At 71.9% G+C, this 12682-nt stretch carries 11 protein-coding genes; 6 read left to right on the forward strand and 5 right to left on the reverse strand.

The window, feature by feature from the left end:
- Window positions 1-57 precede the first annotated feature (57 nt).
- Together GUI43_RS18140 and GUI43_RS18145 are read left to right on the forward strand one after the other, a co-directional pair.
- Window positions 58-1338, forward strand: a complete 1281-nt coding sequence (locus GUI43_RS18140) for an outer membrane protein assembly factor BamB family protein (RefSeq protein ID WP_170158750.1) — start codon at window positions 58-60, stop codon at window positions 1336-1338.
- Window positions 1335-2618: an outer membrane protein assembly factor BamB family protein gene (locus GUI43_RS18145; protein ID WP_146765923.1), complete on the forward strand. Its 1284-nt coding sequence runs from the start codon at window positions 1335-1337 to the stop codon at window positions 2616-2618. The genes GUI43_RS18140 and GUI43_RS18145 overlap by 4 nt, the downstream gene beginning before the upstream one ends.
- Here the strand turns inward: GUI43_RS18145 and GUI43_RS18150 are convergent, their stop codons facing one another.
- Entirely contained in the window at window positions 2619-3770 is a 1152-nt protein-coding gene (locus tag GUI43_RS18150) for a C39 family peptidase (RefSeq protein WP_112586768.1), read from the reverse strand.
- Window positions 3771-3911: 141 nt separating this feature from the next.
- Here GUI43_RS18150 and GUI43_RS18155 point away from each other — a divergent pair, with 141 nt between their 5' ends.
- The 4 genes from GUI43_RS18155 to GUI43_RS18170 all read left to right on the forward strand — a co-directional run bounded on the left by GUI43_RS18155 (window position 3912) and on the right by GUI43_RS18170 (window position 6737).
- Entirely contained in the window at window positions 3912-4580 is a 669-nt protein-coding gene (locus tag GUI43_RS18155; protein WP_112586810.1) for a response regulator transcription factor, read from the forward strand.
- Window positions 4577-5752, forward strand: a complete 1176-nt coding sequence (locus GUI43_RS18160; RefSeq protein WP_112586770.1) for a sensor histidine kinase — start codon at window positions 4577-4579, stop codon at window positions 5750-5752. Before GUI43_RS18155 ends, GUI43_RS18160 begins: the two co-directional genes overlap by 4 nt.
- 149 nt (window positions 5753-5901) lie before the next feature.
- Window positions 5902-6321: a VOC family protein gene (locus tag GUI43_RS18165; protein ID WP_167457708.1), complete on the forward strand. Its 420-nt coding sequence runs from the start codon at window positions 5902-5904 to the stop codon at window positions 6319-6321.
- A complete protein-coding gene (locus tag GUI43_RS18170) occupies window positions 6318-6737 on the forward strand; it encodes a VOC family protein (protein WP_112699334.1) in 420 nt (139 codons plus the stop codon). Before GUI43_RS18165 ends, GUI43_RS18170 begins: the two co-directional genes overlap by 4 nt.
- Before the next feature lie 64 nt (window positions 6738-6801).
- On the opposite strand, the gene GUI43_RS18175 is transcribed toward GUI43_RS18170, so the two are convergent.
- From GUI43_RS18175 to GUI43_RS18190, 4 genes are all read right to left on the reverse strand, one after another.
- Window positions 6802-7641: a flagellar basal body-associated FliL family protein gene (locus GUI43_RS18175; RefSeq protein WP_112584918.1), complete on the reverse strand. Its 840-nt coding sequence runs from the start codon at window positions 7639-7641 to the stop codon at window positions 6802-6804.
- A gap of 170 nt (window positions 7642-7811) precedes the next feature.
- Entirely contained in the window at window positions 7812-9872 is a 2061-nt protein-coding gene (locus GUI43_RS18180; protein ID WP_112584920.1) for a 3-hydroxyacyl-CoA dehydrogenase NAD-binding domain-containing protein, read from the reverse strand.
- The gene (locus GUI43_RS18185; RefSeq protein ID WP_112584922.1) at window positions 9869-11062 is read right to left on the reverse strand and encodes a thiolase family protein; all 1194 of its coding nucleotides are present in this window, start codon (window positions 11060-11062) and stop codon (window positions 9869-9871) included. The genes GUI43_RS18180 and GUI43_RS18185 overlap by 4 nt, the downstream gene beginning before the upstream one ends.
- A gap of 229 nt (window positions 11063-11291) precedes the next feature.
- Entirely contained in the window at window positions 11292-12623 is a 1332-nt protein-coding gene (locus GUI43_RS18190; protein WP_112584924.1) for a ribonuclease D, read from the reverse strand.
- Window positions 12624-12682 lie beyond the last annotated feature (59 nt).

Below are 12682 nucleotides of genomic sequence, written 5' to 3' on the forward strand. Positions count from 1 at the left end.
GGTTTGCCGGGCGGGTCACCCGTCGGCCAGCCTTACCTGGTGACGGAAGGACGGTCCTTGTCGATCATCGAGCTGGGCGAGATCCGGGACGAGGCCGCCTCGGCACCTCCGGTTCGCCGCCCGCGCGCCGCTGGTCGCCCGCTGCGCAGCGCGACTGTGCTGTTGCTCAGCCTGGTGGTGCTGGCCGGTGCCGCGCCACCAACGCAGCGAACGGTGAGCGTGGTGCCGGCGTCGCGGACGGCCACCGCGTACCTGGCCGGAGACGGCGTCTTCGTTGTCGATCCGCCGACACCCGGCGGGGACCGGTACCTGACCGCGTACGCCCAGCCGGCACCGACCGGCGCTGGGGTGCGGCGGCGGTGGCAGGCGCCGCTGGCCCGCACCGGTAACTACCTCGACGTCCGGGTCGAACGGGGCCTGGTGCTGGCGTTGGCGGTCAACGCCCCCAACCGGCTGTTCCAGACCACCGCCTTCGACACCGCGACGGGCCGGCAACGCTGGCAGCATCCCGGTGCTCCCCAGCCGACGCCCGGCGGTGGCCTGCTGGTGACCAATGGCCGCGAGGACGGGTCGGGCGCGATGAGCGGGGTTGAGCCCGACACCGGCCTGGTGCTCTGGTCGGTGCCGCTTCCGCCGGCCGCCAGCCCCACCTACCACCTCACTCCCGAGGGGCAGGTCGACCGGTTTGTGCTCCTGCAACCGACCGGTGAGGTGCAGGTGTACGACGCCGGCACCGGCCAGCTGCTGCGCAGCATCGACACGCTGCCCGGTGACCGGTCGGCGTACCAACGGGTGCAGATCGTCGACGACCTGCTGCTGCTCGTCCCGCCGGGCAGCACCCGGCTGGTGAGCTTCGGGCTGTCCGAGTTGGAGCCACTGTGGACGGCGGAGGTGACGCTGGTGTCGCATGTGCTCGAATGCGGTGGTCTGCTCTGCGCGGTACCGCAGACCGGCGGCGTCCAGGTGCTCGACCCGGCCACCGGATCGGTGCGGTGGTCGGAACCGGGCCAGGACGTCCTGGCGGACGTCCGGTACGGTCGGCTACTGATGGCCAGGCCCGGCCAGGGGTACGCGGTGCGGGACGCGGCCACCGGGCAGGTACGGACCGAACTGGGCGCGTGGAGTCTGATGCCGGTGCTGCGGCCGGACGATCCGCTGGTCGGTGTGCGGCGGGGTGACGACGGTCGGATGGTCGTCGCCGAACTGGACCTGGTGGCCGGCCGAACGCGGATCGTCGACGTGCTGCCGGGCATCGCGGGCAGTTGCCAGGCGTCCCTGCCGGTCCTGCTCTGCCAGCGCCTCGACGGCACGACCGCTCTGTGGAGGTTGACGCGGTGACCGACTCGGTGATCGACCTCGGCGAGCTGCGGGACGACAGGAACCCGGAGTCGATGCCCCGCCCACCTCGCGCCCACGGCCGCCCGCTGCGTTGCGCGCTGGTCGTGGTGCTCGCGCTGGTCACGCTCGCCGCCTCCGCCGTCGCATCGCCCCGCCCGGCCCCCGTGACGCTGCCGGGCCGACCCGGGTCCGACGTCATGATCGATGGTGACCTCCTCCTGGTCATGGAGCCGGCCAGCACCGACATGCGGCAGGCGCGGCTGGCCGCGTACCGGCTGCCCGACGGCGAGCCCGTCTGGCAGGCGCCGCTGCCGGCGCAGGCCCGGTACTGGGGGATGATTCCGCTGGCCGGGATGCTGTTGGCCACCGGGTACGAGATCGGCCCGGAGGGTCGGGACACACTCACCGTCGCACTGGACCGGGCGACCGGGGCGTACCGGTGGCAGCAGCCGGGCACCGTCTCCAAGCTGACCGACGGCAACCTGCTGCTGCGCAGCGGCGGTGAGACCGTACCGTCCAGTCTGCGCGCTGTGGATCCGTGCTGCGGCACCGTACGCTGGCAGCTCTCCGGCCTGAGCCCCGACATGAGGGTGCGGGACACCGGGCTCGGGGTGGACCGGGTGGTGCTCAACCAGTTGGACGGGCCGGTAGAGGTACGCGACGCGATCACGGGCGCGGTGCTGGCCCGCGCCGACCTGCGCCCACCCGACGGCGGTCGGATCGGACTGGACCTGACCAAGGACCTGCTGCTGTCCATCGACAGAGGCTCGGGCACTGTCACCGCGTACGAGCTGGACCAGCTCAAGCCCCGCTGGACCCGCGCCAGGGTGCACATCGACTTCGCGCTGGACTGTGGCCCCGTCCTGTGTCTGCGCACCGGCAACAACGAACTGCAGGCGCTCGACCCGGCAACCGGCGAGGTGCGCTGGCGCAGCAGCCAGTGGGGGTGGGCCTGGCCAAGCGGCGACCGGCTGATGGCCAACCTCAGCGGCGTCGGTCCGTCGGAGCAGTACGTCGTGCTCGATGCGCTGACCGGCAAGCAACTGGCCGACCTGGGCCGGTGGGAGCTGTACCAACTCGGTGTCGGCGGCCGGCTGGTCGGCATACGCCGGCATCCCGACGGAGGGGTGCTCGTCGGCGAGCTGGACATCGCCGCCGGAAAGGTGCACATCGTGGACGTGCTGCCCGATGTCACCGGGGGGTGTCAGGCGGTCACCGGCTACCTGGTGTGCATTGCCACCACAACCGGCTCGTACCAGCTCTGGAAACTCAGGGACTGATCACCAGTTCGCCTGGGTGGGCGGCGGGGGCAGCGGCACCGACGCGGGTCGCAGCACGTACGCCACCCCGCCGCTGCCGCGCTGCCAGACCGCCTCGAACCCGTGTCGGGGCACTGTGCGACGGACCGCGTCGTCGTCCGGGGCGTACGGGTCGTTGAGCACGGGGTCGCCGTCGGCGGTGAAGCCGACCAGCACCATCAGGTGCCCTCCGGTGTCGTACCCGAGCCCCGGCACCTCGTCGGCCCGGAACGCGGCGGAGACGATCAGGGGGATGCCGGCGGCGACGAACGCCTCCGCCTCGACCAGCGACCGCAGTCGGGTGACGAACGCGTCCACCCCGTGCAGACCGGCGTACGCGGTGTTGAACGGCCAGTTGCCGGCCCCGGCGTACGCGTGGTCGTAGCAGTGCCGGGCGGCGTGCACCACCACCGGACGCGGACCGGACGGCTCCACCCAGGCGTAGCGGTCCGGCGTCGGCTCGGCGCCCCAGTAGGCGAGCACCATCGAGGTGCAGGTGGGGCTGCACCAGGAGTCGCCGCCACCACCCCACTGCGGGTACTGGCCGGCGTGCAGCCGCTGCGAGTAGCGGGGCACGTCCAGCACCCGACCCCAGGCAGCGGACGGGACGGGCTTCCCCGCGTACCAGTGGTCGGCCGTCGTGGGGCCGGTGGCGACCGCGCCGATGCTGCGCAGCACCGGGCCGGTCGGGCTGCCGGCGGGCCGGCACAAGGTCACCCGCGCCTGCCAACCGGTGACCGTCGCTCCGGTCACGATCAGGGTGTCGGTGTCGACCCGGGCGGCACTGTCGCGCTGTCCGGGCAGCGAGGTGCGCCGTACCGTGTGGTCGCCGGCGGCCCAGCGGGCCAGCCGGTACCAGTCGGTGCGGGGCGCGTCGTCGTGCCAACCGCGCAGGTCGACCTCGATCCAGCAGCCGTCCGGGGTGTCGGCCGTCCAGGACGGCACCACCTCGGCGACGGCGAAGCCGACAGGTACCGGCGGCGACGTCCAGGTGCCCCGTTCGGCGACGCCGTCGAGGGCGAGCCCTCGGCCGCTGGCGAGCAGGCCGTCGCCGCTGCCGCTGGTGGTGTCGGCCGGCAGGTGGAAACCCCGGTAGGCGATGTCGCGCCGGGTGGGTGGTGCCGCAGTGGTCATGCCAGTCCGTCCGTCGTTCGGTGCCGCCGGCCAGCATCGCGTACGCCGCGGTGGCCCGCAACGCCGGCCGGCGCGGACGGCGAGGGACGATGGTTGCCGGCCGGCACTAGGTTGTCGGTGGTCAGCAGCGAGGAGGCCGGGATGCGGGTACTGGTGGTCGAGGACGAGCGCAACCTCGCCGACGCGATCGCACGCGGGTTGCGCAAGCGGGGGATGGCTGTCGACGTGGCGTACGACGGCGACGCCGGCCACGAGGCGGCGTTCGTCACCCGGTACGACGTGGTGGTGCTCGACCGCGACCTGCCGGGTGTGCACGGTGACCAGATCTGCGCCGACCTGGCGGCCTCCGGCGCGTTGACCCGGGTGCTGATGCTCACCGCCAGCGGCACCGTCGCCGACCGGGTGGAGGGGTTGCAGCTCGGCGCGGACGACTACCTGCCCAAACCGTTCGCCTTCGACGAGTTGGTCGCCCGGGTGCAGGCGCTGGGCCGGCGGGCCACCCCGGCCGCGCCTCCGGTGCTCGAACTGGCCGACCTGGTGCTCGACCCGGCCCGCCGGGTGGCCACCCGTGCCGGGGTGCCGGTGGACCTCACGAACAAGGAGTTCGGGGTGCTCTGCGAGCTACTCAAGGCGCGTGGCGCGGTGGTCTCCAGTGAGGAGCTGCTGGAACGGGTCTGGGACGCGAACACCGACCCGTTCACCACCATCGTCCGGGTCACCGTGATGACGCTGCGCAAGAAGCTCGGTGACCCGCCGTTGATCGAGACGGTGGTCGGGGCGGGCTATCGCACCGCCGAGGTAGGCGCATGAGCCGCCGGTTGCGACCCACCCTGCGGCTGCGGCTGACAGTGCTCAACGGGGTGCTGCTGATCGGGGCCGGAGCGATCCTGGTGTTGCTGGCCTGGCTGCTGGTCCGCGACGCGTTGCGCCCCACCGACGAGTTGGTGCCCGGCACGATCGTGCTGCTCTCCGACGGCCGGCAGATGGACGCCGCCGAGTGGCAGCGACAGTTGGTCGACGCCGCCTCCGGGGAGCTGCTGGCCAAGGGCCTGGTCGCGCTGCTGGCGATCAGCGTGGTCGGGGTGGCCGGCGCGTACGCGGTGGCCGGTCGGGCGCTGCGCCCACTGCACCAGGTCACGGCGACCGCCCAGCGGCTCGGTGAGGCGACCCTGGACCAGCGGATCGGTTACTCGGGTGCCGACGACGAGGTGGCCGAGTTGGCCAAGACGTTCGACGCCATGCTGGACCGGATCGCGTCCGCGTTCGAGGCCCAGAAGCGTTTCGTGGCGAACGCCTCGCACGAGCTGCGTACCCCGCTCGCCGTGATGCGGACGGAGATCGACGTGACGCTCAGCGACGATGACGCGGACACCGCCGAGTACCGCCGGATGGCGACAGTGGTTCGCGACGCCTCTGAGCGGGCCAACGGCCTGGTGGACGCGCTGCTGGTGCTGGCCCGTAGCGAGGCGCAGGCCGGGCGGCAGCTGGGCCGGCGTACCGAGTGTGACCTCGCCGCGGGCACCGCCAACGCACTGTCGGCGATGCGCCGCGAGGTGGAACGGATCGGCCTGCGGGTGCAGACGTCCCTGGAGTCCGCGCCGGTCGTCGGTGACCCGGGGCTGCTCGACCGGCTGGCCGGAAACCTGATCGAGAACGCGGTTCGCTACAACCACCTGCACGGTCGGCTCTGGGTGCGTACCGGCACCGACGGTGACCGATCCTGGCTGGTGGTGGGGAACACCGGTTTCGAGGTGGACCAGGCCGACGTGCCAGGGCTGTTCGAGCCGTTCCGCCGTGGTGGCCGGGAACGCACCGGAGCCCGTGGCTCCGGCCTGGGGCTGTCCATCGTCCGGGCGGTCTGCACCGCGCACGGCGGCACCGTACGGGTGGTCGCGCAGCCCGGCGGTGGCCTGGAGGTGACGGTCACCCTGCCGTCGTCGGATGCTCCGGCCGTGCCCGGAACGGTTCCCGCCGCCGGCTGACCGGGGTTGCGCGCCCCGCTCGGCCAATGGCAAGATCGCCGGGTCAGCTCGGAGAGTGAAGGGGGGGTGCGTTGATGTCCATCAGTCAAGGCTCCGCACCCCGGGTCCTCGCAGGCTGACCCCCGGCGGCGGAGCGTCCCCATCCAAAGATGGAGAGACCACCCGTGTATCCACGGATCCGCAACATCAGTTTCGACTGCCACGACACGTACACCCTGGCCGGCTTCTGGTCGGCGGTGCTCGGCTACGCCCGGCTCCCGGAGGATGTTCCGGGTGACCCGGAAGCTGCCCTGCTGCCGCCGGACGGTGCCACGCCGAACATGTTCTTCCAAGCGGTGCCCGAGGACAAGGTGACGAAGAACCGGGTCCACATCTGCCTGGAACCGGTCGACCGGACCCGCGACGAGGAAGTCGACCGGGTACTCGGCCTCGGGGCCAGCATGGTCGTCGACCGGCGGCGCACCGACGGGACGGGCTGGGCGGTTCTCGCCGACCCGGAGGGGAACGAGTTCTGCGTGGTCCGCAGCGCCGGGGAGCGGATCGACACCACTGTGGAGGACCAAGCATGAGTTCGACGATCCACAACATCAGCATCGACTGTCACGCCACGTACGCCCTCGCCGGCTTCTGGGCGCAGGTCTTCGACTGCCCACGGCAGCCCGATGACTTCCCCGGCGACCCGGAGGCGATGCTCCTGCCGCCGGGTGGCCCGGAGGTGCTGTTCATCGCGGTGCCCGAGGGCAAGACGGTGAAGAACCGGCTGCACCTGGACCTGCAACCCGCCGACCGGACCCGGGCCGAGGAGGTCGAGCGACTGCTCGGCATCGGCGCGACGCTCCTCGCCGACCACGTCGGCCCGACCGGTGGTGGTTGGGTGGTGCTCGCCGACCCGGAGGGCAACGAGTTCTGCGTGCTCGGCAACGCCGCCGAGCGGGCGGCCGCGGCAGCGGCGCGGGCTGCGGCAGCGGTTTCCGAACCGGCCTGACCGTCGACGTACGGCGCGGGGCCCCGGCCACCCGAGGGTGGCCGGGGCCCCGGTCTCGTACGGATCAGGACTGCTGCTCGACCTGGCCCCGGATCGCGGTGAACTCGGCCTTCGCCTGGTCCGCGGACTTGAAGTACATCACCACCATGCCCAGGCTGCCCCGGTCGGTCCAGACGCAGATGCCCAGCGGCACGGTGTCGGCCTTGCCGTCGCCGCAGCGCGCCTCACCGCCCAGCGGGCCGGCGTCGACGGCCGTCATCTCGCCCACCGTCAGCTGCTTGGACAGGCCGTCCACGTAGGCGTCGAGCTCCTTCTTCGGGTCCGACAGCAGCCCGGACACGGCCGCGATCATGACGAGGTCCTGCTTGGTCGGGTCGCCGTAGAAGGCGGCGACAGTGCTCGTCTCGTTCCCCGCCGCCGTCTTCATCCCACTGACCGCCTGCTCGGCGGCAGTCAGGAGCTCCGGGTTGGTGAGCTTCGGCCGGCCGGCGAGGGTGGCCGGCGCGACCACCCGGGTCTTGCTGGCGTCCACGACGGCGCCCACGTCGTCCTTGACGACGAACCAGGTGATCGCCACGCCACCGAGGCAGAGCACCAGCACCGCGGCCAACACGATCAGCACGATCTTGCCGACGTTCGACTTCTTCGCCGGGGGAGGGCCGCCGGCCAGGTTCGGGTCACCGTACGGCTGACCCGGCTGCGCGGCCGGGAACCCCGGCTGCGCGGGCGGGAAACCAGGCTGCGCGGGCGGGAAGCCCGATTGCGCGGGTGGGAAACCACCGGGCTGCTGCGGCTGTCCCTGCTGCTGCGGCGGCGGCCAACCGCCAGGCTGCTGGCCCGGCTGCTGCGACGGGTCGGGGGAATCGTGCGGCGGGCCGTAGGGATTGGCCGGCGGCTGGGACATCAGTCAGCTCCAAGATGGGTGTGCAAAACGCGTGATCCTAACCCGGTGCGAAGCGCGCCGTTGCCCCGGCGGAAACCCGCAGCCGGCGATCGACTGATCACAAACGGTCGCGGTGGCCGGTCCGCCCATGAGGGACGGTCCGACCACCGCGACGGTGGTACAGGGATCGGTCAGGCTGGCAGGCTCGCCGCACCACGCGGCAGGAACCGCTGGCCGGTGACCCGCTCGGAGGTGCCGGTCCGGTCCAGGTACGGCGTGACGCCACCCAGGTGGAACGGCCAACCGGCACCCAGGATCATGCACAGGTCGATGTCCTGCGCCTCGGCGACCACACCCTCGTCCAGCATCAGCCGGATCTCCTGCGCGAGCGCGTCGAGGGCGTTCTGGCGTACCTGCTCGGCGGTCAACGGCTGGTCACCCACCACGAGCAGCTTGGCGACCTCCTCGTTGACCTGGTCGTCAACCACGATCGGCCGACCCGAGTCGGCGATCCGCTTGAGGTTCTCGCTGACCCCGAACCGGTCCGGGTACGCGGCGTGCAGGGTGCCGCCCACGTGGTACGCGACGGCCGGCCCGACCAACTGGAGCAGGGCGAGCGGACGCATCGGCAGGCCCAGTGGGTCCAGTGCGCTGTTCGCCACGTCCAGCGGGGTGCCGGCGTCGACGGCGGCGAAGACGGTGCCCAGGAAGCGGGTGAGCAGCCGGTTCACCACGAACGCCGGAGCGTCCTTGACCAGCACGCTCGACTTCTTGAGCTGCTTGCCCACCGCGAACGCTGTCGCCAGGGTGACGTCGTCGGTGCGTTCGCCCCGGACGATCTCCAGCAGCGGCAGCACCGCCACCGGGTTGAAGAAGTGGAAGCCGACCACCCGCTCGGGGTGCTCCAACTCGGCGGCCATCTCGGTGATCGACAGCGAGCTGGTGTTGGTGGCGAGCACCGCCTCCGGAGAGACGATCTTCTCCAACTCGGCCCAGACCTGCTTCTTGACGCCCAGGTCCTCGAAGACCGCCTCGATGACGAAGTCCGCGTCGGCGAAGGCGCTCTTGTCGACAGTCCCGCTGACCAGGCCGTACAGCTTGGCGGCGGTGCCCTTGTCCATCCGGCCCTTGGTGACCGCCTTCTCGATCTGGGTGTGCACGTAGCCGACGCCCTTGTCCACCCGGGACTGGTCGAGGTCGGTCATCACCACTGGCACCTGGAGGCGTCGGGCGAACAGCAGCGCCAGCTGGCTGGCCATCAGACCCGCGCCGACGATGCCGACCTTGGTGATCGTGCGAGCCAGGCCCTTGTCCGGTGCGCCGGCCGGGCGCTTGGCCCGCCGCTGCACCAGGTCGAACGCGTACAGGCCGCTGCGCAGCTCCTCGGAGAAGACCAGGTCCGCGAGGGCCTCGTCCTCGGCGGCGGTGCCGGCGGCGAAGTCACCGTCCTTCGCCGTCTCCAGCAGGTCGAGCGCCTTGTACGCGGCCGGGACCGCGCCGTGCAGCCGCTGGTTCAGCGTCTCCCGGGCGAAGTAGAGCACGCCCGCCCACATGTCCTTGTCGACCTCGGGTCGGGTCACTGTGACCTGGCCCCGGACCACGCCGGCAGCCCACTCCAGGGACCGCTCCAGGAAGTCCGCCGGCTCCAACAGGATGTCCGCGATGCCCAGCTCGGCCGCCTGCTTCGGCTTGAGCATCTTGTTCTGCATCAGCGGGTTCTGGATGATCACCTGGGTCGCGGCGGGGATGCCGATCAGGTTCGGCAGCAACTGGGTGCCGCCCCAGCCGGGTACCAGTCCGAGGGAGACCTCGGGCAGCGCGAGGGCCGCCGCGCCGCCGGAGAGCGTCCGGTAGTGGCAGTGCAGCGCCAGCTCCAGGCCACCGCCCATCGCCGCGCCGTTGACGAACGCGAAGGTGGGGACACTGCTGTCCTTGAGCCGGGCGAAGACCCGGTGGCCGAGCCGGCCGATCTCCAGCGCCTGCGCGCGGTCGGCGAGCTGCGGCAGGCCGACGATGTCCGCGCCCACGCAGAAGATGTACGGCTTGCCGGTGACCGCGATGAACGCCGGGTCGGCGGCGAGCGCGGCGGTGATCGCCTCGTCCAGGCTGGCCAGCCCACCCGGGCCGAAGGTGTTCGGCTTGGTGTGGTCGAAGCCGTTGTCCAGCGTGATCAGGGCGGCGGGCCGGTCCAGCCCCGGCACGTTCACCTGGCGCAGCAGCGCCCGGGTGACGACCTCGTTCGGTGCCTTCACTTGTCGCCCTCCCAGTGCGGGTTCTCCCAGATGACAGTGCCGCCCATGCCGATGCCGATGCACATCGCCGTGAGGCCGTACCGGACCTCGGGGTGCTCGGCGAACTGGCGGGCCAGCTGCGTCATCAGCCGCACACCGGAGGAGGCCAGCGGGTGACCGATGGCGATCGCACCGCCCCACGGGTTGACCCGCGCGTCGTCGTCGGCGATGCCGAAGTGGTCGAGGAAGGCGAGCACCTGCACGGCGAACGCCTCGTTCAGCTCGAACAGGCCGATGTCGTCGATGCTGAGCCCGGCGAGGCGCAGCGCCTTCTCCGTCGACGGGATCGGGCCGACGCCCATCACCTCCGGCTCGACTCCGACGAAGCCGAACGACACCAGCCGCATGGCGACCGGCAGGCCCAGCTCGCGGGCGGTGGCCTCGTCGGCCAGCAGACTCGCGGTGGCGCCGTCGTTCAGGCCGGCCGCGTTGCCTGCGGTGACCTTGCCGTGCGGGCGGAACGGGGTCTTCAGGGTGCCCAGCTTCTCCAACGAGGTGTCCCGCGGGGCCTCGTCCACAGTGGCCAGACCCCAACCGCCCTCGGCGTCGCGGATCGACATCGGCACCAGGTCGTCCTGGAGCTTGCCGTTGGCGTACGCCTTGGCGGTCTTCTGCTGCGAGGCCAGCGCGAACGCGTCGGTGCGCGCCTTGGTGATGTGCGGGACCAGGTCGTGCAGGTTCTCCGCGGTGGAGCCCATCACCAGCGCGGACGGGTCGACCAGCTTCTCCGCGATGATGCGCGGGTTGGGGTCGACGCCCTCACCCATCGGGTGGCGGCCCATGTGCTCGACGCCACCGGCGATGGCGATGTCGTACGCGCCCATGGCGATGCCGCTGGCCACTGTGGTGACAGCGGTCATCGCCCCCGCGCACATCCGGTCGATGGCGAAGCCGGGAACGGTCTTGGGTAGCCCGGCCAGCAGGGCGGCGGTGCGGCCGATGGTGAGGCCCTGGTCGCCGATCTGGGTGGTGGCCGCGATGGCGACCTCCTCGACCCGCTCCGGGGGCAGCTGCGGGTTGCGACGCAACAGTTCCCGGATGCAGCGGATCACCAGGTCGTCGGCGCGGGTGTTGGCGTACATGCCACCCGCCTTGCCGAACGGGGTACGGACGCCGTCGACGAAGACGACGTCGCGAACTTCACGGGGCACTTGAGCCTCCTATTCGACCGTGATTCGGCCTTCGCGCCGGGCGGCACGCCGGACCGAACAAGGGTCGCCGACACGGGCACGTTTCCCTCGAATGCTACTCGTCAGTAACCAACCCCGTCCCCACCCCCGCCTGTGGCCCACCCCACACCCGACTCCGGTCATGAAGTTGTTGCCGAGACACGCCGGCGCGTGTGGCAACAACTTCATGATCAACAGCGGGAGGGGTGGATCAGGAGAGGGTGGGGGTTTTCGGGGTCAGGGCTTCGGTCAGGTCGGGGGTGAGGAGGCCGATCTGCCACTCGCGGGCGTTGAGGCCGCGCAGGGTCTCCGCTACCGACTCCTCGGTGATCTCCTCCGGCGGGGTCCAGGCCAGCCGGCGGACCGAATCGGGAGTGATCAGGTTTTCCGGCGGAAGGTTGTGCTCGCCGGCGATGCGGATCACGACCTCCCGGCAGCGGGCCAGCCGACCGGCCGCCACCGGGTCCCGCTCGGCCCACCGGTGCGGCGGAGGCGGGCCCTCCACGACCGGCGAGACCGGCAGGGAATCCTCCGGCAGCTGCCGGGCGTCGTCGAGCGCGGCGAGCCAGGTGCGGGCCAGCCGACGGACCGACCGACCACCGAAGCCGGGCAGGGTCAGCAGGGTCTTCTCGTCCTTCGGGTCCAGCTCGGCCGCGGCGATGATCGCCGAGTCCGGCAACACCCGACCGGGAGCGGCGTCCCGCCGGGCCGCGATCTGGTCCCGGGCGTACCACATCGAGCGGACCCGGGCCTGGGCCCGCGCCCCCCGCAGCCGGTGGATGCCCGAGGTACGCCGCCACGGCTCCGCCCGGACCCGGGGCGGGCGTGCCCCGGTGCGGACCAGCGCGGCGAACTCCTCCGCGGCCCAGGCCGACTTGCCCTGCCGGGTCAACTCGGCGTCCAGCGCGTCGCGCAGGTCGGTGAGCAGCTCCACGTCGAGGGCGGCGTACGTCAACCACGACTCGGGCAGCGGTCGGCTCGACCAGTCGGCCGCCGAGTGGTGCTTCTCCAGGGTGAACCCGAGCAGCTGCTCGGTGAGCGCGGCAAGCCCGACGCGTTCGAAGCCGGCCAGCCGAGCCGCAAGCTCGGTGTCGAACAGACGGCGTGGACGCAACCCCACCTCGGCCAGGCAGGGCAGATCCTGGCTGGCCGCGTGGAGGACCCACTCGGCTTCACCGATCACCGCGTCCAGCGCGCTGAGGTCGGGCAGGGGTAGCGGGTCGATCAGCGCCGTGCCCGCACCGGCCCGGCGCAGTTGCACCAGGTACGCGCGCTGGCTGTAGCGGTAGCCGGAAGCCCGTTCGGCGTCCAGGGCGACCGGGCCGGTGCCCGCCGCGAAGCGGGCCACGACCTCGGCAAGCTCGGCCGGGGCGGCCACCGGATCGGGGGTGCCGTCACGCGGGGCGATCAGCGGAACGGGCCCACCGTCGGCCGGGTCGGCCCCCTCGCCCGCCGGCTGCGGCTGGGCCGACTGCGGGTGCTGGGGTGCGTTTCCCGGAAGTTCTTCGGTGGGCCGACGGCGCAGGGGTGGTTCGTCGGTCACCTGCCAACCCTAGTGCGCGCGGAGATCCGGCGGGTGCAGCCGGTCCGGCGTGTGTCGAT

The sequence above is a fragment of the Micromonospora noduli genome, assembly GCF_003264365.1.
GTDB classification, from domain to species: domain Bacteria; phylum Actinomycetota; class Actinomycetes; order Mycobacteriales; family Micromonosporaceae; genus Micromonospora; species Micromonospora noduli.

Bases quoted from the DNA above. Each gene is read 5' to 3' on its own strand.
- GUI43_RS18150 (WP_112586768.1), bottom strand. From the start codon at position 3,770: ATGACCACTGCGGCACCACCCACCCGGCGCGACATCGCCTACCGGGGT.
- GUI43_RS18155 (WP_112586810.1), top strand. From the start codon at position 3,912: ATGCGGGTACTGGTGGTCGAGGACGAGCGCAACCTCGCCGACGCGATC.
- GUI43_RS18160 (WP_112586770.1), top strand. From the start codon at position 4,577: ATGAGCCGCCGGTTGCGACCCACCCTGCGGCTGCGGCTGACAGTGCTC.
- GUI43_RS18165 (WP_167457708.1), top strand. From the start codon at position 5,902: ATGGAGAGACCACCCGTGTATCCACGGATCCGCAACATCAGTTTCGAC.
- GUI43_RS18170 (WP_112699334.1), top strand. From the start codon at position 6,318: ATGAGTTCGACGATCCACAACATCAGCATCGACTGTCACGCCACGTAC.
- GUI43_RS18175 (WP_112584918.1), bottom strand. From the start codon at position 7,641: ATGTCCCAGCCGCCGGCCAATCCCTACGGCCCGCCGCACGATTCCCCC.